The sequence below is a fragment of the Rathayibacter sp. VKM Ac-2927 genome, assembly GCF_022815525.1.
GTDB classification, from domain to species: Bacteria; Actinomycetota; Actinomycetes; order Actinomycetales; family Microbacteriaceae; genus Rathayibacter; species Rathayibacter festucae.
In genome coordinates, this window is record NZ_JALGRT010000001.1 from 158,942 (window position 1) to 180,763 (window position 21,822).

The window sequence follows — 21,822 nt, forward strand, 5'->3', positions numbered from 1 at the left end:
CCCCTTCCATGCTGGTCGAGCAGCCCCGGAGGGGCGAATCGAGACCCACCGTCCCCAGCAGGGCGGATCTCGATACGCCCTCTGAGAGGGCTACTCGATCAGCATGAAAGGGACCCGCCGCTCTGCAGCGGCGCGCATCCACTGGAGGAGACGCCCGCAGACCTTGCTGGTCGAGCAGCCCCACAGGGGCGTGTAGAGACCCGGCGGAAACGACTCCGGCTCGCAGGATCGGGGGGATTCTGCGAGCCGGAGCCGTTCCAGCGTGCCGGAGGTGCTGCGGGACTACGCGTCGAGGGAGAAGTCGGCGCCGAGCAGCTCGAGCTTGGTGAGGAAGTTCTCGTAGCCGCGGCTGATGATGCCGACGTTCGAGACCGAGGAGGTGCCCTCGGCCGAGAGCGCCGCGATCAGGTGCGAGAAGCCGCCGCGCAGGTCGGGCACGACGATGTCGGCGCCGTGCAGCTTCGACGGGCCGGAGATGACCGCGGAGTGCATGAAGTTGCGCTGACCGAAGCGGCAGGCCTGGCCACCGAGGCACTCGCGGTGGATCTGGATGGTGGCGCCCATCTCGACCAGCGCATCGACGAAGCCGAAGCGCTGCTCGTAGACGGTCTCGTGCACGATCGACACGCCCTTGGCCTTGGTCAGCGCCACGACGAGCGGCTGCTGCCAGTCCGTCATGAAGCCGGGGTGCACGTCGGTCTCGATGATGACCGGCTTGAGCTCGCCGCCGGGGTGGTAGAAGCGGATGCCGTCCTCGGCGATCTCGAACGCGCCGCCGACCTTGCGGAAGACGTTGAGGAAGGTCGTCATCTCCTGCTGGCGAGCGCCGCCGACGAAGATGTCGCCGTCGGTCGCGAGGGCCGCGGCGGCCCAGGAGGCGGCCTCGTTGCGGTCGAAGAGCGCGCGGTGGGTGTAGCCCTCCAGGCGGTCGACGCCCTCGATGCGGATCACGCGGTCGGTGTCGACCGAGATGATCGCGCCCATCTTCTGCAGGATGTTGATGAGATCCATGATCTCCGGCTCGATCGCCGCACCGGACAGCTCGGTGATGCCCGACGCGCGGACGGCGGTGAGCAGCACCTGCTCGGTCGCGCCGACGCTCGGGTAGGGCAGCGACACCTTGGCGCCGTGCAGGCCCTCGGGCGCCGACATGCGGATGCCGGAGGGCAGCTTCTCGACGATGGCGCCGAAGTTGCGGAGCACCTCGAGGTGGTAGTCGATCGGGCGGTCGCCGATGCGGCAGCCGCCGAGGTCGGGGATGAACGCCTCGCCGAGGCGGTGCAGCAGCGGTCCGCAGAAGAGGATCGGGATGCGGCTCGAGCCGGCGTGGGCGTCGATGTCGGCGAAGTGCGCGGACTCGACGTTGGAGGGGTCGAGGATCAGCTCGCCCACCTCGGGGCCCTGCTTCACCTTGACGCCGTGCACCTCGAGGAGGCCCTTCACGACGCGGACGTCGCTGATGTCCGGGACGTCGCGCAGGGTGGACGCGGTCTCACCGAGGAGTGCGGCGACCATCGCCTTGGTGACGAGGTTCTTCGCGCCCTTGAGCTCGATCCGGCCCTTCAGCGGCCGCCCGCCGTGGATGGTGATCCGCTCGGTGGTCATCCCCACACGGGCTCCCGCCGCCTTCGCATCCTGTGCTCCCGCCGCCTTGGCGTCCTGAAGAAGTGTGTTCACGCTATTTCACCGGCAATGTCTTGGGCCGCCAGCTCGCGCGACGGGTCTCGAATTCGGAAATGAGCGCTTCGTCGCGCAGGGTCAGGCCGATGTCGTCCAGCCCTTCGATCAGGCGCCAACGAGTGTAGTCGTCGACCTCGAAAGGGAAGGTCTCGCCACCGGCGGTGACCGTACGACCAACCAGATCGACGGTCGCTTGTATTCCCGGCGTCGCATCGATCAGCTCCCAGAGCCGGTCGATGTCGCTCTCCGCCAGTGCCGCCGCGAGCAGCCCCTGCTTGCCGGAGTTGCCGCGGAAGATGTCGCCGAAGCGGGAGGACAGCACGACGCGGAAGCCGAAGTCGCGCAGCGCCCAGACGGCGTGCTCCCGGCTGGAGCCGGTGCCGAAGTCGGGGCCCGCGACGAGGATCTGCGCGCCCTGGAAGGCCGGCTGGTTGAGCACGAACTCCGGGTCCTGGCGCCAGCCGTGGAAGAGCGCGTCCTCGAAGCCGGTCTTGGTGACCCGCTTGAGGAAGACGGCGGGGATGATCTGGTCGGTGTCGACGTTGCTGCGCTTCAGCGGCGCGGCGATGCCGGTGACGGTCTCGAACTTCTCCATGATCAGGCCTCCACCAGCTCGAGGACGGGCTCCAGATCCGACGGACTGGAGAGAGTGCCGCGGACGGCGGTCGCGGCGGCGACCAGTGGCGACACCAGATGCGTGCGGCCGCCCTTGCCCTGCCGGCCCTCGAAGTTGCGGTTCGAGGTGGAGGCGCAGCGCTCTCCCGGGGCGAGCTGGTCCGGGTTCATGCCGAGGCACATCGAGCAGCCGGCGAAGCGCCACTCGGCGCCGAACGCGGTGATCACCTTGTCCAGGCCCTCGGCCTCGGCTTCGATGCGCACGCGGGCGGAGCCGGGGACGACCATCACCCGGACGCCGGGCGCCTTGGTGCGGCCGGCGATGATCGACGCGAAGGCGCGGAGGTCCTCGATGCGCGAGTTGGTGCAGGAGCCCATGAAGACCGCGTCGACCGGGATCTCCTTCATCGGGGTGCCGGCCTCGAGGTCCATGTACTCCAGCGCGCGCCGGGCGTTGGAGCGCTCGTTCGGGTCGGCGATCGCGTCGGGGTCGGGCACGGCCTGCGAGAGCGAGACGCCCTGGCCGGGGTTCGTGCCCCAGGTGACGAACGGCTCGAGCGCGTCCGCGTCGAGGACGACCTCGGCGTCGAAGACGGCGCCCTCGTCGCTCGGGAGGGTCCGCCAGTAGGCGACGGCGTCGTCCCAGTCCTGGCCCTCGGGGGCGTGCGGGCGGCCCTGGAGATAGGCGAAGGTCGTCTCGTCGGGCGCGACCATGCCGGCGCGCGCGCCCGCCTCGATCGACATGTTGCAGATCGTCATCCGGCCCTCCATCGAGAGCGCGCGGATCGCCGAGCCGCGGTACTCGAGCACGTAGCCCTGACCGCCGCCGGTGCCGATCTTCGCGATCACGGCGAGGATGATGTCCTTCGCGGTGACGCCCTCGCGCAGCTCGCCCTCGACGGTGATCGCCATGGTCTTGAAGGGCTTGAGCGGCAGCGTCTGCGTGGCCATCACGTGCTCGACCTCGCTGGTGCCGATGCCGAACGCCATCGCGCCGAACGCGCCGTGGGTCGAGGTGTGCGAGTCGCCGCAGACGACGGTGATGCCGGGCATGGTCAGCCCGAGCTGCGGGCCGACGACGTGCACGATGCCCTGCTCGATGTCGCCGAGGGAGTGCAGGCGGACGCCGAACTCGGCGGCGTTGCGGCGCAGAGTCTCGATCTGGGTGCGGCTGGTGAGGTCGGCGATCGGCTTGTCGATGCCGACGGTCGGGGTGTTGTGGTCCTCGGTCGCGATCGTCAGATCGGGGCGCCGGACGGGTCGGCCGGCCTGGCGGAGGCCGTCGAAGGCCTGGGGGCTGGTCACCTCGTGCACGAGGTGCAGGTCGATGTAGATCAGGTCGGGCGTGCCGTCCTCGCCCTTGGCGACGAGGTGGTCGTCCCAGACCTTCTCGGCCAGGGTGCGCGGGCGCTCGGCGGCCGGGGTGTCGGCGGCCGAGGGCGCGGCGGTGTCGGGGGAACTGTCGTTCATGACGGGTTTCTCTTCCTCAGGAATGTGGTCAGCCCGCGAGAGACACCGCGACGAGGGAGGCCTGTCAGATCGAGGTCTCGTCGCGGCGGAGAAGGAGGAGCCGGCCGAACAGCATTGACCGAGGATAGCACCGCGCCGACGAGCGGCAGGGAGGCGCGGCCCGAGCGGATCGGGAGGGCGGCAGCGGCCGTCAGGGCGCGACGAGCATCGCGATGAGCACCGCGGGGACCACCAGCAGAGCCGCCGCGCCGACCACCACGCCGCCGACGACGAAGACCGCGGCGACCGCGGCGCCGACCATCCCGACGAAACCGGAGCGCCGCTTCACCGGCACGGCCTCGTGCTCGAACCAGTCGCCGTCGAGCGGATCGGGCGACTCCTGCTCGAACCGCTCGGCCTCGTCGATCCGGGCCGGCAGCTCGGCGAGCATCATCGCGGCGTGCGGCGACTCGGCCGCGAGCTCGAGCGGACGCACCAGGGCCCGCTCCGCGAACTCGAACGGGTCCTCGTCGGTGCGCACCAGGGCGCGCTCGAACGCCCGGCGCTCCTCGGGAGCGGCGCAGTTCTCGATCAGGTAGCCCCAGCGGCCGGCCTCGATGAGGTCGCCGGACCTCCGGTAGAGCTCTGACAGGAGGACGCGGGGGTCGATCCAGACGGGGTCGGCCTCGACGCAGCGCTCGAGCAGCGACACGGCCCCTCGGACGTCGCCCTCCGCGAAGCGCGTCTTCGCGCGATCGAGAGCCTCGACGGTGTCCATCCCTCCAGTATGCCCATCGACAGCCCGGCTCTGCAGTTCGGAGCCGGAGTCGCTGCCACCTGTTCGAGGGGCGTGGCCCGTGGAGTCAGGCCTCGGCGTCCGGTCGGGGGGCGAGCACGGCCTCCACGACGACGACCGTCACGTTGTCCCGCCCGCCGGCGTCGACCGCGGCGCGCACGAGCTCCTCGGCGAGATCGGCACCGTGCAGGTCCCCCGCGTCGCGGCGGGCGAAGAGCTCGGCGATCCGGGCGTCGGAGAGCTCCTTGGTGAGGCCGTCGGAGCAGAGCAGGTAGGTCGCCCGGGGCACGATCGGCAGGGTCCAGACGTCCGTCTCGACCTCGTCGTCGGCGCCGAGCGCCCGGGTGACGATGTTGCGGTCGGGGTGCGACTCCGCCGCCTCCCGGCTGAGCAGGCCGGCCGAGACCAGCTCCTGCACCGCCGAGTGGTCGACGGTCAGCTGCTGGATACCCGCGCCGTCCCAGCGGTAGACCCGGGAGTCGCCGACGTTGAACAGGCCCCAGGAGGCGGGTCCGCCGTCGTCGGGCCGGACGAGGGTGAGGCCGGTGAGCGTCGTCCCGCAGAGGGCGCCGCCGACGTCGAGGTCGCGGACCGCGGCATTGGCCGTCTCGACGACGGCGAAGACGTCCGAGACCGGGCCGATCGCCTCGGCTGCGCTCGCCCGCAGGCTCTCGACGGCGGTCGAGCTGGCCAGGTCGCCGCGAGCGTGCCCGCCCATGCCGTCGGCGACGGCGACCAGCGTCGGCGAGACCAGGAGGGCGTCCTCGTTCACCCGCCGGACGGCGCCGACGTCGGTGCTGCTCGACACCGTCAGGTGCAGGACGCCCTGGGGCAGATCGATGCTGGTCGTGCTCGTCGTCGCAGTCACGGGACCGGGCTCATTTCTTCTCGGCGCGGTCCTGCCCGTCGGCGTCGGCGACGACCTCCGGGTGGCCGTCGTGCAGCTCGATGTGGGAGTGCTCGCGGCGCATCTTGATCAGGCTCGCGACCGTGGCGACGGTCATGCTGACGACGATGACCGCGAGCGAGGTGATCGTGTCGATGTCCCAGACCGGCAGCGGCTCGCCGCCGTTGAGGAACGGGAGGTCGTTCTCGTGCAGGGCGTGCAGCACGAGCTTCACGCCGATGAAGGCGAGGATGAACGCGATGCCGTACTTGAGGTACTCGAGCTTGTCGATCAGGCCGCCGAGCAGGAAGTAGAGCTGGCGCAGGCCCATCAGGGCGAAGATGTTCGCGGTGAAGACGATGAACGGGCTCTCGGTGATGCCGAAGATCGCCGGGATCGAGTCGAGCGCGAAGAGCAGGTCGGTCGAGCCGATCGCGAGGAACACGATCAGCATCGGCGTGAAGTACTTCTTGCCGTCCTTCACGGTGCGGATCTTCGACCCGTCGAACTCGTCCGAGATCTTCACGCGCTTGCGCAGCAGGCGGATGAGGAGGTTGTCGGTGCCCTCGTTCTCGTCCTCCTTGCCGAACGCCTGGTTCCAGGCCGTGTAGACGAGGAAGGCGCCGAAGAGGTAGAAGATCCAGCTGAAGCTCTCGATCAGCTGCGCGCCCAGCAGGATGAACACCCCGCGGAAGATCAGCGCGATGATGATGCCCACCATCAGCACTTCCTGCTGGTACTTCGGCGGCACCGCGAAGCGGCCCATGATGATCACGAAGACGAACAGGTTGTCGATCGACAGGCTGTACTCGGTCAGCCAGCCTGCGACGAACTGACCGGCGACCTCTCCCCCGCCCAGCAGCAGCATCACCAGGGCGAAGATCAGCGCGAGCGTGACGTAGAAGCCGACCCAGAGGCCGGACTCCTTCAGGCTCGGCACGTGCGGGCGCTTGTAGACCAGCAGCAGGTCCGCGGCCAGGATCAGGCTCAGGACGACGAACGAGCCGGTCACGAACCAGACGGGCAGCTCTTGCATGGGGACCTTCCGGGGGTGAGTGGATTCCGACGGTCTCTCCCCGGGGAGCGGGCCGTTAAACGAGAAGAACCCCCGGCCATGACCGGGGGTTCTGCTCGTGTTGCCGTGGTGACCCCAGCGGGATTTGAACCCGCGTTACCGCCGTGAGAGGGCGACGTCCTAGGCCGCTAAACGATGGGGCCGCGTTTTTGCAACTCGAAGAGTGTTGCACACGGATCCGCACCGGTGCAAATCGAGCGGGCGGACGGCGCGCTCCCCGGGGCCGTCTTGCACCGTGGTCGCCCCCCGCGAGAGGCTCGGAGCATGCGACTGACCAAGCTCGAGCACGCCACCGTCCTCGTCGAGGAGGCGGGCTCGCGGCTCGTCCTCGACCCCGGCTCCTTCACCCGTCCCGTCGAGGGCTCGGCCGACACCGTCGCGGTCGTGATCACCCATGAGCACGCCGATCACTGGACGGCGGAGCAGCTGGAGCGGCTGCGCACCGCGAACCCGGCGCTGCGGATCCTCGGGCCGGCCGGTGTCGCCGCGGCGGCCGAGGGCTTCGACGTCGAGACGGTCGCCGAGGGCGACGTGGTCGAGGTCGGACCGTTCGAGCTGCGCTTCTTCGGCTCCCGGCACGCGGTGATCCACTCCTCCATCCCGGTGATCGACAACGTCGGGGTCCTGGTGAACGGCCGGTTCTACTACGCGGGCGACTCCTTCACCGTGCCGGCCGGCGTCGACGTCGAGGTGCTGGCGGCCCCCTCCGGCGCGCCCTGGATGAAGATCGCGGAGTCGATCGACTACGTCCTCGAGCTCGCGCCGCGGCACGCCTTCGCGACGCACGAGCGCGTGCTGTCCGGGGCGGGCCAGAAGCTCGGCCACGACCGCCTCGGCTGGGCGACCCGCGAGGGCGGCGGCGAGTACCACGCCCTCGAGCCGGGCGACGTGCTCGACGTCTAGCCGCACGGAGTGCGCGCTCGTCAGAGGATGCGGGAGTCGAGGATCTCGACCTGACCGAGGTCGCGCCGTGCCGGTGGGTTCGAGGACGTTCGACCGAGGAGGCGTCGAGGATCCGGCGGTGATGCGACCGGACGGCGGTATCAGGACCGATCGACGACGTGCTCGAGGTCGGCGCCGAACTCGAAGGTGCCCGACGCCTCGGCGCCGGAGTGCAGCACCGCGGGCAGCCAGAAGCGCGCGTCGTCCCACATCCGGTCGTAGGGGACCTCGTCGAGCGGGACGAAGGCGGCGGCGAGCTCCCCCGACGCCACGACGTCTCCCGACCAGCGGCGGCAGACGAAGACGTGCGAGCGCTGGCTCCAGGCGGGGCGGTGCGGGAAGAGGTAGTCGAGGGACCCGCGGGGCTCGAGGTCGGCCGGCTCCGCGCGCAGGCCGACCTCCTCCGCCAGCTCGCGGACGGCCGCCGCCGCGGGCGACTCCCCCGGCTCGAGCTTGCCGCCGGGCGCGACGACCCGGCCCTCGCCGAGACCGCGGAGCTTCCTTCCGAGCAGCACCTCGGTGCCGCGCGGCGACTCGCGGAGGACGTAGACCACGCAGACCTCGGGCAGCGGGTCGGTCGGCGGCCGCACGCCCATGCCGCACCTCCGCTCGCCGGGTCCGGGGGGTCGGGACCGCCGTCGTAGGCTAGCCCGGTGACGACGACCGCGCTCGAGCGCTTCCAGGCCCTGCTGCGGGTCGACACGGTGTCGCACTCCGACGAGTCCGACACCGACTGGAGCCGGTTCCGCGTCTTCCAGGAGCTGCTCGAGCAGTTCTACCCCGCGCTGCACAGCGCCCTCGAGCGCGAGACCGTGGCCGGGCACTCCCTCGTCTGGCGCTGGCGCGGCACCGAGGACGGCGAGCCGTCGGTCCTGATGGCGCACTACGACGTGGTCAGCGTCACCCCCGACGACTGGTCGATCGCGCCCTTCGCGGCGGACACGGTCCTCCGCCCGGACGGCCGCACCGCGATCGTGGGGCGCGGCGCGCTCGACGACAAGGGCTCCCTCGTCGCCCTGCTCGAGGCCGTCGAGGCGGCCGTCCTGCGCGGCGAGCGGCCCCGCCGCGACGTCTACCTGGTCTCCACGCACAACGAGGAGACGGCGGGGGACGGCGCGCCGTCGATCGTCGCGCTGCTCGGGGCGCGCGGCGTCCGCCCGCGCTTCGTGCTCGACGAGGGCGGCAACGTCCGTCGCGGCATCGTGCCCGGAGTGACCACGCCGATCGCCGTCATCGGCGTCACCGAGCGCGGCATCATGAACCTCGAGCTGACCTGCCGCGACGCGGGTGGGCACGCCTCCGCCCCGCCGCCCCTGCCCGGCATGCTCGCCACGCAGCGACTCGCGCGGGCGATCCACCGCCTCACCGAGAACCCGTTCCCCTCGACCCTTCCGGAGCCGATCGCCGAGCTGGTGCGCGCCGCCGCGCCCCGAGCCGACGCCGCGCACGCGGTCTGGTACGCGAAGCCGCACGAGCACCCGGACGCCGTCATCGCGGCCCTGGCCGCGCACTCCAACCGCTCCGCCGCGATGCTGCGGACGACCGTGGCGATCACGCAGCTGCGCGGCAGCACCGGGGCGAACGTCCTCGCGTCCACCGCCAGCGCGGTCGCCAACGTGCGGATCAATCCGGGCGGCACCGTCGCCGGCGTCGTCGAGCGGATCCGCGCGGTGATCGACGACCCCGAGGTCGAGATCGAGGTGCGCGTCGCGCACGAGCCCTCCCCCGTCTCCCCCACCGGCGAGCCCGGCGACGGCGGCCCGTACGACGTGCTCCGCCGCGTGGTGCAGGAGGTCTTCCCCGAGGCGATCGTCGCGCCCTACGTGCAGACGGGCGGCAGCGACGCCCGCCACTTCCACGCGATCAGCGACGGCGTCTACCGCTTCATCCCGTTCGAGATCAGCCCGCAGCAGCAGCTCGGCATCCACGGTGCCGACGAGTCGGTCGAGGTCGACCAGTTCGAGCGCGCCATCGCCTTCTACGCACGGCTCCTGCTCGAGCTCTGACGACTCCCTCTGCGACGCCGATGCGGGGCGTCGGCGATCGGTGTGCGGGGAGTGCGCGCTCGGTGAGCGGTTCCTGAGGACGAAGGCACTGTCCGGCGCCGAATCTGGGAAAACCGTTCGATGACGCGCCGGTCCTCGTTGGCCGTCCGTTCACCCCGCGATGATGGACTGAGCCTCGCGGGAGCAGTTCCCAGCCCGCGGACCAGCAGTACAGCACCATGCGACATCCCGTACCGACGCCGACTCGATCGAGCCGGCCCCACCGATCGTGGAACCCGAGGATCATGACTGTCCGCCAGGCCGAGTACCCCCGGCCGAACCACTTCATCCTTCACCTCAGCGACACCCACTTCATCGCCGGAGACGGCGGGCTGTACGGCTCCGACGTCGACAGCGAGGCCCAGCTCCGCCGCCTGTTCGACGAGCTGGAGGCCTCGGGCGGTCGCCCGGAGGCCGTGGTCATCACCGGCGATCTGGCGGACAAGGGCGAGCCGCAGGCGTACGCCAAGCTCCGCGCCGTCGTCGAGCCGGCCGCCGCCCGACTCGGTGCCGAGGTGATCTGGGTGATGGGCAACCACGACGATCGCGGTGCCTTCCGCTCCGGGCTGCTCGACCAGCTGCCGACCACGCAGCCGATCGACCGGGTGCACGACGTGAACGGACTGCGCATCATCGCGCTGGACTCGACCGTCCCGGGCGCGCACTACGGCGAGATCTCGGACGCCCAGCTGGACTGGCTCGCGGAGGAGCTCTCCAGCCCCGCGCCGCACGGCACGATCCTGGCGCTGCACCACCCGCCGGTGCCGAGCGTCCTCGACCTCTCGGTGCTCGTCGAGCTCCGCGACCAGCCCGCGCTCGCGGAGGTGCTCGAGGGCTCGGACGTCCGCAGCATCATCGCCGGCCACCTGCACTACTCCTCGACCGCGACGTTCGCGGGCATCCCCGTCTCGGTCGCGTCGGCCACCTGCTACACGCAGGACCTCAACGTGCCGGTCGGCGGCACTCGCGCCCGCAACTCCGCGCAGGCCTTCAACCTCATCCACGTCTACGACGGCACGGTGCTGCACTCGGTGGTGCCGATCGGAGCCTCGACCGAGGTGTCCTACGTCTCGGCGAACGAGACCGAGCGGATCCTCGCCTCGCACGGCGTCGAGATCGCGCCGGCCACCGCCGCTCCGCTCGAGCAGGTCGAGGCCCTCTACCCGCCCGTCGTGGAGCCCGTCAGCGTCAGCGCCTAAAGGACTGCGTCCGGTCTGCAGGCGATCCGCGCCGAGAGACGATCCCGTCCGCGGGACCGAGGCTCCGGAGCCGCGGATCGCCTGCAGAACGGACGTCAGCGCTTGGGACGACTGCGGTCGAGGGCGAACAGGTGTCCGGCGAAGGCGAGGGCCGCGCCGAGCGCGATCCCGACTCCGATGCCCGCGCCGATCCCGATGCCGGGGAAGACGAGCGCGCTGGCGAGCCCGAGCAGCAGCCCGAGGACTCCGCCGCCGATCGCCCAGGCCATGCTCAGTCCACCCGCTCCCACGGTGCCGGGATCGGGTAGTACTCCTCGAGGAAGTCGATCACGGCGCGGGTGCGCACCTCCGCCGAGATCTCGGGGAAGCTGCCGTCGTTGAGGCAGAAGAAGTCGACGCCGCGGTTCTTCAGCAGCTTCTTCATGTCCTTGAGGCCCTGGTGCATCGTCGTGTCGACGTACTTCACCGAGGCGTTCTCCTGCACCACCGCGCGGCCGGTCATCAGCGCGTAGTAGTGGTAGAGCGAGTTGGTGACGGAGACGTCGCTCGCCGAGCGGAAGCGGCTCGCGGCGGTCGCGGTGAACTCCGGCTCGAACTCGGTCTCCAGCTCGGCCATCACGCTCTTGCGGAGCGGCGTGGCGGCGTGCTCGAGGTGCCGGGTCGTCATCGCGCCGAAGCGCTCGCGGAGCAGCCGGCGGTTGACCCGGGCGGCGTTCTCGAAGCCGCTGCGCGAGGCGTTGGAGTCGCCCATCCCGATGCGGGTGGTCGCCTCGATGAACTTGGTGATCCCGCCGGGCGAGAAGAAGATCGACGGGTCGACGGGGCGGCCGAAGAACATGTCGTCGTTGGAGTAGAGGAAGTGCTCAGCCAGGCCCGGGATGCGGTGCAGCTGGCTCTCGACCGCGTGCGAGTTGTGCGTGGGCAGCACCGAGAGGTCGCGGAAGTGGTCCTCGCTGCGGACCAGGGTGACGTCGGGGTGCTCGTCGAGCCAGCGCGGGCGCGGCGAGTCGGTGACGATGTAGATGTGCCGGACCCACGGCGCGTACATGTAGACGCTGCGCAGGGCGTACTTGAGCTCGTCGATCTGGCGGAAGCGCGCGGGGGCGTCGTCACCCTCGCCTACGACGTAGCTGGCCATCCGGGCGGCGCGGGCGCGCTGGAACTCCAGGTCCGTCCCGTCGACCCAGGAGAAGACGATGTCGACGTCGAAGCGGATGTCGCTGACGAGCGGCTCGAACATGCCCTCGAAGGTCGGCCAGGTGCGTCCGTAGGCCTCGACGTGCGCGTCGATCGCCTCGGCGACCGGGAGGCTGCTGCGCATCAGCGCGTTCTCGGCGGGAGTGGTGATCTCCTCCTCGCCGACCTTCCAGAACTCCAGGCGGACACCGCTGCGGGCGCCGTAGCGGAGCGAGCCGCTCGAGGAGACCCGGGGGCGGAAGAGCGAGAACACCGCGGCGCGCGGATACGGGGCGATGGCCCCCTCCGCCAGGAGCAGCGGCGGGGTGCCGCGCTTGTCGAGCGTCTTCACGTAGAACGGCTCGGTGGCGAAGGCGCGGGCGAGCAGCGTGGCCAGCTCGGCGCCGAGCGAGCGGTCGATCGCGAGGAAGGGCGCGCCCTTCGTGCCGCGGATGAGGCGGTAGGGGAACTCCGCCTCGTCGAGCACCTCGCCGAGCGCGATCAGGTCCTCGGTCCAGGCCGCCTGCGGGGTCGTACTCGAGTTGACCAGCGAGAACAGACCGGCATGGACGACCACGTCGTCACGGTCGAAATGGCGCGGACGCAGGAGGGCTGACGGCAGAGGACGGACGGAAGGCATGATTCACATTATCCGCCGCCCGTTTCGTGCGGATGACCGTCCTGCTCAGCTTGACAGGGAGTGCAGCCGCTCCAGCGCCGCGTCCCCGGCTCGCGCGGCCTCGTGAGCCCGGCTCTCCTCTCGGGCGGAGGCGACGCCGAGGGCGAACGCCGGCTCGCCGCGACGGGCCGCGACGAGGGCGTGCCCGCGGAGCACATCGCGGGCGGCGAGGGCGTCGCGCTCCTCGCCGAGCGCGTCCGCGACGGCCTTCGCCGCCTTCGCGATCCGTCGCTGCGTCGCGCCGACGGCGTCCGGGACGACCGCGCTCCAGGCCTCGACGACGTAGCGCAGGCGCTTCGCGGCCTTGCGCAGCTCGTGCCGGGCCTCGAGGTCGTCTCCGCCCTTGCGGGCCGCGTCGACGCGCGAGACCTCCTTCGCGAGGGAGCGGCGGACGAGCTTCTTCGCGCTCGCGCCTGCCTTCGCCGTCCGCGGCGGGTCGGCCAGCAGGGCGTCGAGCGCGGCGAGCAGGGCGAGGTAGCGGGCGCCGCGCAGGGTCTTGGCGACCCGCTGCCGGGCGATCGAGTGCCGGCGCTCGATCGCGTCGAAGAGGGTGGTACCGACGACGGCCTTCGCGGGCAGTCCCTCCCCCGCCTCGTCGACGGCGGTGCGGAGGCGGGCCGCGAGCACCTCCTCGTCGCGGGCGGCGCCGAGGACGCCGCCGAGCCAGCGCAGCTCGTCGCGCAGCGGATCGAGGGCCTCGCGCTCCAGCACGGAGCGGGAGGCGGCGAGGACGCTGCGCAGGCGGCGGGTGTGCAGGCGCATCCGGTGCAGCGCGTCGTCGGCCTCGAGGCGCACCCGCGGATCGACGGCGCGCAGGCCGGTGAGGAGCTCGCGGATCGCGGCGAGCGCCGCCTCCCCGCCGTCCTGGGGTGCGGGGTGCGCGTCCTCGATCGGACCGCCGGTGGCCCGGGCCAGCTTCGAGGCGCTCTCGGCGGGGCGGGCGCCGGCGGCGAGCAGTCGCTCCTCGATCGCGTCGAGGACGGCCTCGCCCTCGGGGCCGTGGACGTCGACGAGCTCGATCTCCCACTCCCGCCAGCGCCGCTCGACGCCCGAGCGCTGGTCGTGCGCGACGACCAGGTCGTCCGCGATCTCGGCGAGGCGGCGGCCGGCGGAGTCGGCGACCCGGGTGATCGCGCGGACGGTCTCCAGGGTGGCGAGCGGCTCGAGCCGCGCGCGGCCGACGTGGCCGAGCACCGGCTCGCGGACCTCGGCCGGCACGGTGCGGGAGGCGGTGAGCGGCGCGTGGATCTCGGTGCGACCGGCCGAGCCCGGCAGCTTGACGTGCCAGCCCTCGTCCTCGCCGCCCTCGCGGCGGCGGAGCGTGATCCGCCCGCGGGAGAGCGCGCGGTCCGCGGTGTCGAAGTACTGGGCGGACAGGCGGACGGGCTCCTCGGCGAGCGCCGTGTCGACGGTGCCCGCGCCGGTCAGCTCCGGCAGGGCGGTGTCCGCATCGACGTCGTACTTCCGCTCCACCTCGGTCTGCACGCGCCGCGGCGCCTCCGCCTTCGTCCGGTCCGCACGCTGAGCCATGGTCCATTGTGCGCACGCGGGAGACGCTCCCGGCGGCAGGCCCGCGGCGGGGCGCGAGGTCGGCCTAGGCTGGAGCGATGACCGCGCCCGTCCCTCCCGTCGCCCGCCGTGTCCCGCTCGAACGCCGTCACCACGGCGATCTGGTGGTCGATCAGTACGAGTGGCTGCGGCAGAAGGAGGAGCCCGAGGTGATCGCGCACCTCGAGGCCGAGAACGCCTACACCGACGCCCTCCTCGCTCCCCTCGCGCCGCTGCGCGAGCGCCTCTTCGACGAGATCCGCTCCCGGACGAAGGAGACCGACCTGTCGGTGCCCGTCCGCGAGGGTGCCTGGTGGTACTTCTCCCGCTCCTACGAGGGCCGCCAGTACGGCGTGCACTGCCGCGCGCCGATCTCCGGCCCGGACGACTGGACCCCGCCCTCCATCGCCGAGGGCGGACCGCTCGAGGGCGAGCAGGTGGTGCTCGACGGCAACATCGAGGCCGAGGGCCACGACTTCTTCTCGCTCGGCAGCTTCGACGTCTCCGCCGACGGGCGCTTCCTGCTCTTCGGCACCGACGTCGAGGGCGACGAGCGCTACACGCTGCGCATCCGCGATCTCAGCACCGGCGAGGACCTGCCCGACGTCGTCGAGGGCACCGGCGGCGGCGCGACCTTCGGCGCCGACGCCCGCTTCGTCTTCTACCCCACGGTCGACGAGTCCTGGCGGCCGGACACGATCTGGCGGCACACCGTCGGCACCGAGTCGACCGCCGACGAGGTCGTCTTCTCCGAGCCCGACGAGCGCTACTGGATCGGCGTGGGGCTCACCCGCAGCCGCCGCTTCCTCGTCATCGAGATCGGCAGCAAGATCACCAGCGAGTGCCTGCTGCTCGACGCGGAGGACCCGACCGGCGAGTTCCGCTCGGTCTGGCCGCGCCGCGAGGGCGTCGAGTACGAGGTGGACCACGCCGTCGTCGACGGCCGCGACCGCCTGCTGATCGTGCACAACGACGGCGCACTCGACTTCGAGATCGTCGAGGAGCCGGCCGACCTCGCGCTCTCCCCCGAGGAGCGGGCGGCCGAGCGCCGCGTCCTCGTCCCGCACACCCCGGGACGGCGGATCGAGGGCGTCGACGCCTTCGCGCGGCACGTCGTCGTCTCCTACCGCGAGGCGGGAGCGACCCGCCTCGGCCTCCTGATCGACGGCGACGGCGGCGCGCGCCTGGACGAGATCGTCTTCGACGAGCCGCTCTACGACGCGGGCCTCGCCGGCAACCCGGAGTGGGAGCAGTCCGCGCTGCGGCTCGCCTACACCTCGTTCGTCACCCCCTCCACGGTGCTCACCCTCGATGTCGCGACCGGCGAGCGGACCGTGCTCAAGCAGCAGCCGGTGCTCGGCGACTACGACCCCGCCCGCTACGAGCAGCGCCGCGAGTGGGCGACCGCCGAGGACGGCACGCGCATCCCGCTGTCGATGGTCTGGCGGAAGGACGCGGCGGCGCCCGACGAGGCCCCCGCGCCGCTCCTGCTCTACGGCTACGGCTCCTACGAGGCGAGCATCGACCCGGGCTTCTCGATCGCCCGGCTCTCGCTGCTCGACCGCGGCGTGGTCTTCGCCATCGCGCACGTCCGCGGCGGCGGCGAGATGGGGCGCTCCTGGTACGAGGAGGGCAAGACCCTCGCCAAGCGCACCACCTTCACCGACTTCGTCGACTCCGCCCGCCACCTCGTCGAGGCCGGCTTCACCACGCCCGAGCGCCTCGTCGCGCAGGGCGGCTCGGCCGGCGGCCTGCTGATGGGCGCGGTCGCGAACCTCGCCCCGGAGGCCTTCGCCGGCATCCTGGCGCAGGTGCCGTTCGTGGACGCGCTGACCTCGATCCTCGACCCGTCGCTGCCGCTGACCGTGATCGAGTGGGACGAGTGGGGCGACCCGCTGCACGACGCCGAGGTCTACGCGTACATGAAGTCGTACTCGCCGTACGAGAACGTGCGCGAGGGCGTCCGGTATCCGCGGATCCTCGCGACGACGAGCCTCAACGACACCCGCGTGCTCTACGTGGAGCCGGCCAAGTGGGTCGCCCGGCTGCGCGAGGTCGGCGCGCCGGCACTGCTCAAGATCGAGATGACGGCCGGGCACGGCGGCGTGAGCGGGCGCTACGAGCGCTGGCGCGAGGTGGCGTTCGAGTACGCCTGGATCCTGGACGTGCTCGGGCTGGCGGAGGAGACCCGCTCCTGAGCCGGGGATCCGGATCGGGTGGGCGCGCCGCAAGCCCCACCGGCGCGTCGATCGCGCCGCGTAAGGTTCGGGGTGCCGACCGAGGGGAAGTGCAGAGATGAGCGCAGGACTGTCGATCGACCGGGCCGCGGCCTGGGTCGCCGATCAGCGGTGGTACGCGAGCAAGGGGCGCCGCCCCGAGCTGGAGATCCGGGGCGAGTGGCGCCTGGAGCGCGGTGACGGCGACGTCGTCGTGCACCTCGTCATCGACCGGGCCGGCTCGAGCCCGGTGCTCTACCAGGTGCCGGTGACCGTGCGCTCGTCGCCCGTCGCGGGCCTCGAGGACGCGCTGATCGAGAGCGACGGGACCCGCTTCGTCTACGACGGACCCCGCGACCCGCTGTTCGCGCGGGCGCTCTTCGAGCTGATCGCCGACGGCGGCTCCTCCGACGCGGAGGGCGCCCTGGGCGGCGCCCGCGCCGAGGGACACCGCCAGCCCGGCGCCGTGATCGGCGCGTTCGCGTCGTCGCGGATCCTCAGCGGCGAGCAGTCGAACACCTCGATCATCGTGCAGACCACCGCGGAGGACGGCTCGGCCGGCACCCCCGTGATCGTCAAGGTCTTCCGCGCGCTGCACCACGGCGAGAACCCGGACGTCACCGTGCAGTCGGCGCTGAACGCCGCGGGCAGCACGCTCGTGCCGCCGGTGATCGGCAACGCCACCGGCGAGTGGGACGACCGCGGCGAGCCGACCGGCCGGGCCTTCGGCCACCTCGCCTTCGCGCAGGAGTTCCTGCCGGGCGTCGAGGACGCCTGGCGCGTCGCGCTCGAGGCGGTCGCCGGCGACACCGACTTCACCGGTCCGGCGCGTGAGCTGGGCCTGGCGACCGCGCAGGTGCACTCCACCCTCGCCGAGGTGATGCCGACCGAGGACGCGACGCCCGAGGTCGTGCAGCGGATGATCGCGACCATGCGCCGCCGGCTGCGGATCGCCTCCTCCGAGGTGCCCGTCATCGCCGAGGACGCCGACGCGATCGACGCGGTCTTCCAGGCGGCCGAGCAGGCCCCGTGGCCGCGGCTGCAGCGCATCCACGGCGACTACCACCTCGGCCAGGTGCTGGCCGTGCCCGGCCGCGGCTGGGTCCTGCTGGACTTCGAGGGCGAGCCGCTGCGGCCGATGCACGAGCGGCTGCTGCCGGACATCGCTTTGCGCGACGTGGCCGGGATGCTCCGCTCCTTCGACTACGCGGCGGGCGCGCACGAGCAGGCGTCGCCGGGCGACTCCCGCGCCGCCTGGGCGCTCGCGAGCCGCCGCGCCTTCCTCGAGGGCTACACGGAGGAGGCGGGCGACGCGGTCACCGCGCACCGCGCCGTCCTGGACGCCTTCGAGCTCGACAAGGCCATCTACGAGGCCATCTACGAGGCGCGCAACCGCCCCGAGTGGCTGTCGATCCCGGTGACCGCGGTGCAGCGGCTCGTCGGACGCTCGTAGGGTGCAGGTATGACCGCACGCGACGAGACCAGCGACGCCCCCGACTCCGCCAGCCACGAGGACGGGCCGCTCGACCCCCTGAGCGACTTCAGCATCCCCGGCGACACCGACCTGCACGTGGACGGCGACGCCTCGGGCGCCGACGGCCGCGAGGTCGCGGAGCCCTCCGAGGACGAGTCGGTCGAGTAGCTCCGCAAGGGGCGTCTCGGGACCCACCCTCACCCCATGCTGGTCGAGTAGCCCCGCAGGGGCGTATCGAGACCCACCATCACCCGCACTCCCGGCGATGGTGGATCTCGATACGCCCGCTCCGCGGGCTACTCGATCAGCATGAGGGGCCGCTCCGCGGGCTACTCGATCAGCATGAGGGGCCGCTCCGCGTGCTGCTCGATCGCCAAGGGCGGCGCGCAGCGCGGGCTGCTCGACCAGCATGGGCGCCCGCTCCGCGGGCTCCGTCACCAGCAGGGGCGGCCCGCAACGCGGGCTGCTCGATCGACGTGGGTGGCGCGCAGTGCGGCTGCTCGATCGGCAGGTGCTCTCGGGCCGGCGGCTCAGCCGCCCATCTCGGGCTCGGCGTAGGAGGCGAGGGTCGAGCCGGCGGCGGCGCAGCCGACTCCGAGGTCGGACTGGAGGGTGCTCCACTCCGGTGACGACGGGTCGTACGTCCATCGGCCGGCGGCCGCCTGGGCGTCCTGCAGGTAGGTCCGGATGCCGGAGGACGCGGCGGAGACGCCGGTCTCGTCCGGCTCCGGGTTCTGCATCCGCACCGTCTGGAGCTGGAAGGCCTGCCGCTCGAGGAACACCTGGTACGCCTCGTCCGAGACGTCGCCGCGGTCGTGGAACCACTGCATGGTCCAGCCGATGCTGAGCAGCGAGCTGTAGCGGCCGCACACGTAGGACACGCTGGTGTCCTGCTCGCCCGGAACCGTCCCGCGCGCCGTCGGCTCGACCGTCACCGTGACGGTCGGCGCCGGGGTCTGCGCCTCGGCGCCGCCCCCGCTCGTGCAGCCCGTCAGCGCGGCGGCAGCGACGGCCAGGCCGAGCGCGCCCGCCGCGAGTCGAGGCGCGATCAGTCGTCGGACGTGCAGTGTGTCCCCCATGCGCCGACCCTACCGGGCGACCGGCGCCGCGGGTCGTCAGCGCCGCGGGTCGTCAGCGCACCGGCGCGAGCGGCGCGACCGCGGGTCCCTCCAGCACCGACCCGTCGGCGGCGAAGCGCGAGCCGTGCAGGGGGCAGTCCCAGCTGCGCTCGGCGTCGTTCCAGGTGACGACGCCGCCCAGGTGCGGGCAGACCGCCGAGACCGCGCAACGGCGGCCCTCGACCGTCGAGACGGCGACGGGCTGCAGGCCGTCACGGGCGAGCGCGCCGTGCCCCTCCTCCGGCACCACGTCCACCGAGCGCGGCGCGCGCAGGGCCGACCAGTAGCCGCGGGCGTACCAGGCGCCGACCGCGGCGAGCGCTCCGGCCCCCTCCGCCATCACCCGTGGCAGCGTCGGGCGGCGGTGCAGGACCTTCGCCCACGGCGGCGTCTCGCCCCTCGAGTCGCCGACGAGCGTGAGCGCCGCCTGCACCGCGTTGGTCATCCCCCACTTGTCGTAGCCGGAGGCGAAGAAGATCCGCCCGCGGCCCCGCGGCAGCCAGCCGACGAACGGCACCCGGTGGAACGCTTCGTAGTCCTGCGCGCTCCACTGCGCGATCGGCTCGGCGCCGGGGAAGGAGCGGCGGGTCCAGGCGATCAGGTCGTCGACGCTCTCCTGCGTCCGCGCCCTCCGGCCGACGACGTGGCCGTTTCCGCCGATCAGCAGCAGCCGCTCCCCGTCCCGCTCCACGTCGCGGATCGAGCGCGAGGGCCCGTCGACGGAGAGGTACATGCCGTCCGGGATCGTCTCGGCACCGCGGAAGGCCACCGCGTAGGAGCGCAGGGCGACCTGCTTGGCGAAGTAGAGCCCGCGGTCCAGGATCGGCGTGCCGGTGAGCAGGTACGCCCGCTCGCCGGTCACGTCCCCGGCGCTGGTCCGCACGCGCACGGGCGAGGAGGCGCTCAGCCCGAGCGCGCGGACGCCCTGCACGAGCACGCCGCCCGCGGCCCGGAAGTCGGCGGCGAGCGCCGTCAGCAACGCCATCGGATCGAACTCTGCCTGGTCGTCGAGCGCCACCGCGGCGGTGCTCGGGAAGGGCGTGTCGAGCGAGCCGACGAGGCGGGTGGCCAGGCCGAAGCGGCGGGCCGTCTCGTGCTCGCGCAGCACCGCGTCCACCCCGTCGGGGGTCTGGGCGTAGCTGTAGGCGGTGCGGCGCTGCACGGGCACGCCGGCCTCGCGGAGGTAGTCGACGAGCCAGGTGAAGCCCGCGAGGTTCGCGGCGACGTAGGCCCGGGTGACCGCGGGGGTGTTGCGGGCCGCGATCTTCGACAGGTGCGTCCCCTGCAGGAGGCTGAGCTTGGCGGTGCTGCTGCCGGTCGCGACCGCGCCGACCTCGCGGGCCTCGAGGACGAGCACGCGGCGGCCGCCGCGCTGGAGCAGGAGCGCCGTCACGAGTCCGGAGAGGCCGGCTCCGACGATCACGTCGTCGTAGTGCGCGCCCGGCACGAACGCGTCGCCCGGGATCGGAGCGGCGTCCTGCCGCCAGAGCGAGGTCCGCTCGGTCGCCGGCACGTCGATTCGCTTCATCGGGTCTCCCTGCACTCGGGCCGCGGAGGGCGGCTCGGACCGACGCTACGCGCGGCGGCCGGACCCGTCAGGGTGTTGACAGCGCGCGCGGCCGTCGGCGGCGGCTCAGAGCCAGCCCCAGCGCTTGAACAGCCGGTGCAGGACCACGCTCGAGGCGACCATCAGCCCGAGCGCCGCCGGGTAGCCCCAGGCGAGGTGCAGCTCGGGCATCGCGTCGAAGTTCATGCCGTAGACGCTGGAGATCATGGTCGGCGCGAAGAAGATGGCGGCCCAGGCGGAGATCCGCTTGACCTCGTCGTTCTGCTGGTTGCCCGCCTCCGCGAGCTTCTTCATGTCCTCGTTCTGGCGCTGCGCGACCAGCGTGGCGTTCACCGCGAGGATCTCGCGGAGGGTCGTCCGGAAGCCCTCGACGCGCTCGTCGACCACAGCGACGTGGTCGGCGACGTCGCGGAGGTAGCGGCGCAGCTCGACGTCCTCGCGGAAGACGTCGAAGTCGGTGACCAGCCGGCCGAGCATGCCGGTCAGCGGGCGGGTCGCCCGCTGGAAGTCGAGCACCTCCTGGGAGAGCTCGTAGATGCGCCGGGACACCGCGGGGTCCCCCTCGAAGACCTGCGCCTCGATCTCGTCGATGTCGTTCTCGAGGCCGGCGACGACCGGGGCGTACTGGTCGACGACCGCGTCGAGGATCGCGTAGAGGACCGCCACCGGGCCCTTGCGCAGCAGCTCGGGGTCGGCCTCCATCCGGCGCCGGACCAGGGAGAGGTCGGGCTTCTCGGAGTGGCGGACGGTGACGACGAAGTTCGGCCCGACGAAGAGGTGGAGCTCGCCGAAGTCGACCTCCTCGCGCTGGTCCGCGTAGCTCGCGGCCCGCAGCACCACGAACATGTCGCTGCCGTAGCGCTCGAGCTTGGGCCGCTGGTGCGCGCTGATCGCGTCCTCGATCGCGAGCGGGTGCATCGAGAACTCGTCCTCGAGAGCCGCCAGCTCGGCCTCGGTCGGACGGTAGAGGCCGATCCAGGCCATCGCGTCCGGCAGCTTCTGCAGGGCGGCGAGCGCCTCCGGGATGCTGTGCGGCGAGACGACGCGCCGGCCGTCCTGGTAGATCGCGTTGTCGACGGTGCTCCGGCGGACCGGCTCCTCCTCGGGGCGGATCCGCTCGATCGGGCTGGTGTCCTCGGCGGCGGCGCGGGTGCGCGAGCCGAGACCGAGGAGGGTCGAGGGCACTCGGGGCAGCTTCACGCGGGGCCTCCTTCGATCGACCGACGACCCATTCTGCACCCGCGGGTGAACGGGAGGTGTCCGGCGGCGACGGCTCGGCCGGCGTCCGGTGTCGGAGCCGCTCAGTAGCCTGGAGGGGCACGACAGGGAGCGCCACCGCACACCCGCAGACCCCGCG

Annotated in this window: 19 protein-coding genes and 1 tRNA gene; 6 read left to right on the plus strand and 14 right to left on the minus strand. The window is 72.2% G+C overall.

Annotated elements, in window-relative coordinates; genetic code table 11:
- Positions 1-282 precede the first annotated feature (282 nt).
- The 7 genes from murA to MT353_RS00820 all read right to left on the minus strand — a co-directional run bounded on the left by murA (position 283) and on the right by MT353_RS00820 (position 6,644).
- Entirely contained in the window at positions 283-1,605 is a 1,323-nt protein-coding gene (murA, locus tag MT353_RS00790) for a UDP-N-acetylglucosamine 1-carboxyvinyltransferase (RefSeq protein WP_164874434.1), read from the minus strand.
- 73 nt (positions 1,606-1,678) lie between these two features.
- Positions 1,679-2,275: a 3-isopropylmalate dehydratase small subunit gene (gene leuD / locus MT353_RS00795; protein ID WP_243623366.1), complete on the minus strand. Its 597-nt coding sequence runs from the start codon at positions 2,273-2,275 to the stop codon at positions 1,679-1,681.
- A 2-nt stretch (positions 2,276-2,277) separates the two neighbouring features.
- Positions 2,278-3,765 (minus strand): 3-isopropylmalate dehydratase large subunit, encoded by a 1,488-nt coding sequence (gene leuC, locus MT353_RS00800; protein ID WP_243623368.1) that lies wholly within the window; start codon positions 3,763-3,765, stop codon positions 2,278-2,280.
- A gap of 190 nt (positions 3,766-3,955) precedes the next feature.
- A complete protein-coding gene (locus MT353_RS00805) occupies positions 3,956-4,522 on the minus strand; it encodes a DUF6584 family protein (protein WP_123735405.1) in 567 nt (188 codons plus the stop codon).
- An 85-nt stretch (positions 4,523-4,607) separates the two neighbouring features.
- Entirely contained in the window at positions 4,608-5,408 is an 801-nt protein-coding gene (locus MT353_RS00810) for a PP2C family serine/threonine-protein phosphatase (protein WP_243599003.1), read from the minus strand.
- A 10-nt stretch (positions 5,409-5,418) separates the two neighbouring features.
- Positions 5,419-6,462 (minus strand): TerC family protein, encoded by a 1,044-nt coding sequence (locus MT353_RS00815; RefSeq protein ID WP_123445561.1) that lies wholly within the window; start codon positions 6,460-6,462, stop codon positions 5,419-5,421.
- A gap of 106 nt (positions 6,463-6,568) precedes the next feature.
- Positions 6,569-6,644 (minus strand) — tRNA-Glu (locus tag MT353_RS00820).
- 121 nt (positions 6,645-6,765) lie between these two features.
- On the opposite strand from MT353_RS00820, the gene MT353_RS00825 reads away from it, so the two are divergent.
- Positions 6,766-7,404, plus strand: coding sequence for an MBL fold metallo-hydrolase (locus MT353_RS00825; RefSeq protein ID WP_243623369.1), 639 nt, complete (start codon positions 6,766-6,768; stop codon positions 7,402-7,404).
- Between the two features lie 140 nt (positions 7,405-7,544).
- Here the strand turns inward: MT353_RS00825 and MT353_RS00830 are convergent, their stop codons facing one another.
- Complete coding sequence (locus MT353_RS00830) at positions 7,545-8,039, minus strand: 8-oxo-dGTP diphosphatase (protein WP_243623371.1); 495 nt, start codon at positions 8,037-8,039, stop codon at positions 7,545-7,547.
- Positions 8,040-8,096: 57 nt separating this feature from the next.
- On the opposite strand from MT353_RS00830, the gene MT353_RS00835 reads away from it, so the two are divergent.
- Both MT353_RS00835 and MT353_RS00840 read left to right on the plus strand, forming a co-directional pair.
- Entirely contained in the window at positions 8,097-9,449 is a 1,353-nt protein-coding gene (locus MT353_RS00835; RefSeq protein ID WP_243598999.1) for a M20/M25/M40 family metallo-hydrolase, read from the plus strand.
- 284 nt (positions 9,450-9,733) lie between these two features.
- Positions 9,734-10,687 (plus strand): phosphodiesterase, encoded by a 954-nt coding sequence (locus MT353_RS00840; RefSeq protein ID WP_123735400.1) that lies wholly within the window; start codon positions 9,734-9,736, stop codon positions 10,685-10,687.
- A gap of 95 nt (positions 10,688-10,782) precedes the next feature.
- Here the strand turns inward: MT353_RS00840 and MT353_RS00845 are convergent, their stop codons facing one another.
- From MT353_RS00845 to MT353_RS00855, 3 genes are all read right to left on the minus strand, one after another.
- Positions 10,783-10,956, minus strand: a complete 174-nt coding sequence (locus MT353_RS00845) for a hypothetical protein (RefSeq protein ID WP_243623372.1) — start codon at positions 10,954-10,956, stop codon at positions 10,783-10,785.
- A 2-nt stretch (positions 10,957-10,958) separates the two neighbouring features.
- Positions 10,959-12,440, minus strand: a complete 1,482-nt coding sequence (locus MT353_RS00850) for a stealth family protein (protein WP_243581813.1) — start codon at positions 12,438-12,440, stop codon at positions 10,959-10,961.
- Between the two features lie 108 nt (positions 12,441-12,548).
- A complete protein-coding gene (locus tag MT353_RS00855; RefSeq protein WP_243623373.1) occupies positions 12,549-14,072 on the minus strand; it encodes a CYTH and CHAD domain-containing protein in 1,524 nt (507 codons plus the stop codon).
- 77 nt (positions 14,073-14,149) lie between these two features.
- Between MT353_RS00855 and MT353_RS00860 the strand changes: the two genes are divergently transcribed.
- The 3 genes from MT353_RS00860 (at position 14,150) to MT353_RS00870 (ending at position 17,948) form a co-directional block, all read left to right on the plus strand.
- Positions 14,150-16,288, plus strand: a complete 2,139-nt coding sequence (locus MT353_RS00860; protein ID WP_243623374.1) for a S9 family peptidase — start codon at positions 14,150-14,152, stop codon at positions 16,286-16,288.
- Between the two features lie 97 nt (positions 16,289-16,385).
- The gene (locus MT353_RS00865) at positions 16,386-17,759 is read left to right on the plus strand and encodes a phosphotransferase (protein ID WP_243623376.1); all 1,374 of its coding nucleotides are present in this window, start codon (positions 16,386-16,388) and stop codon (positions 17,757-17,759) included.
- 9 nt (positions 17,760-17,768) lie between these two features.
- Positions 17,769-17,948 carry a hypothetical protein gene (locus tag MT353_RS00870; protein WP_243598995.1) on the plus strand — a complete coding sequence of 60 codons (180 nt, stop codon included), beginning with the start codon at positions 17,769-17,771 and terminating at the stop codon, positions 17,946-17,948.
- Positions 17,949-18,310: 362 nt separating this feature from the next.
- Here MT353_RS00870 and MT353_RS00875 read toward each other — a convergent pair whose 3' ends face one another.
- From MT353_RS00875 to MT353_RS00885, 3 genes are all read right to left on the minus strand, one after another.
- Entirely contained in the window at positions 18,311-18,859 is a 549-nt protein-coding gene (locus MT353_RS00875; protein WP_243623378.1) for a hypothetical protein, read from the minus strand.
- A 52-nt stretch (positions 18,860-18,911) separates the two neighbouring features.
- On the minus strand, positions 18,912-20,426 hold the full coding sequence (locus MT353_RS00880) for an FAD-dependent oxidoreductase (RefSeq protein WP_243623380.1): 1,515 nt from the start codon (positions 20,424-20,426) through the stop codon (positions 18,912-18,914).
- Positions 20,427-20,531: 105 nt separating this feature from the next.
- Positions 20,532-21,665, minus strand: coding sequence for a magnesium and cobalt transport protein CorA (locus MT353_RS00885; RefSeq protein WP_123702982.1), 1,134 nt, complete (start codon positions 21,663-21,665; stop codon positions 20,532-20,534).
- Between the last annotated feature and the right edge of the window lie 157 nt (positions 21,666-21,822).

Bases quoted from the DNA above. Each gene is read 5' to 3' on its own strand.
- MT353_RS00815 (WP_123445561.1), bottom strand. From the start codon at position 6,462: ATGCAAGAGCTGCCCGTCTGGTTCGTGACCGGCTCGTTCGTCGTCCTG.
- leuC (WP_243623368.1), bottom strand. From the start codon at position 3,765: ATGAACGACAGTTCCCCCGACACCGCCGCGCCCTCGGCCGCCGACACC.
- MT353_RS00805 (WP_123735405.1), bottom strand. From the start codon at position 4,522: ATGGACACCGTCGAGGCTCTCGATCGCGCGAAGACGCGCTTCGCGGAG.
- MT353_RS00875 (WP_243623378.1), bottom strand. From the start codon at position 18,859: ATGGGGGACACACTGCACGTCCGACGACTGATCGCGCCTCGACTCGCG.
- MT353_RS00845 (WP_243623372.1), bottom strand. From the start codon at position 10,956: ATGGCCTGGGCGATCGGCGGCGGAGTCCTCGGGCTGCTGCTCGGGCTC.
- MT353_RS00865 (WP_243623376.1), top strand. From the start codon at position 16,386: ATGAGCGCAGGACTGTCGATCGACCGGGCCGCGGCCTGGGTCGCCGAT.
- MT353_RS00880 (WP_243623380.1), bottom strand. From the start codon at position 20,426: ATGAAGCGAATCGACGTGCCGGCGACCGAGCGGACCTCGCTCTGGCGG.
- MT353_RS00825 (WP_243623369.1), top strand. From the start codon at position 6,766: ATGCGACTGACCAAGCTCGAGCACGCCACCGTCCTCGTCGAGGAGGCG.
- MT353_RS00830 (WP_243623371.1), bottom strand. From the start codon at position 8,039: ATGGGCGTGCGGCCGCCGACCGACCCGCTGCCCGAGGTCTGCGTGGTC.
- MT353_RS00870 (WP_243598995.1), top strand. From the start codon at position 17,769: ATGACCGCACGCGACGAGACCAGCGACGCCCCCGACTCCGCCAGCCAC.
- murA (WP_164874434.1), bottom strand. From the start codon at position 1,605: ATGACCACCGAGCGGATCACCATCCACGGCGGGCGGCCGCTGAAGGGC.
- MT353_RS00840 (WP_123735400.1), top strand. From the start codon at position 9,734: ATGACTGTCCGCCAGGCCGAGTACCCCCGGCCGAACCACTTCATCCTT.
- leuD (WP_243623366.1), bottom strand. From the start codon at position 2,275: ATGGAGAAGTTCGAGACCGTCACCGGCATCGCCGCGCCGCTGAAGCGC.
- MT353_RS00860 (WP_243623374.1), top strand. From the start codon at position 14,150: ATGACCGCGCCCGTCCCTCCCGTCGCCCGCCGTGTCCCGCTCGAACGC.
- MT353_RS00855 (WP_243623373.1), bottom strand. From the start codon at position 14,072: ATGGCTCAGCGTGCGGACCGGACGAAGGCGGAGGCGCCGCGGCGCGTG.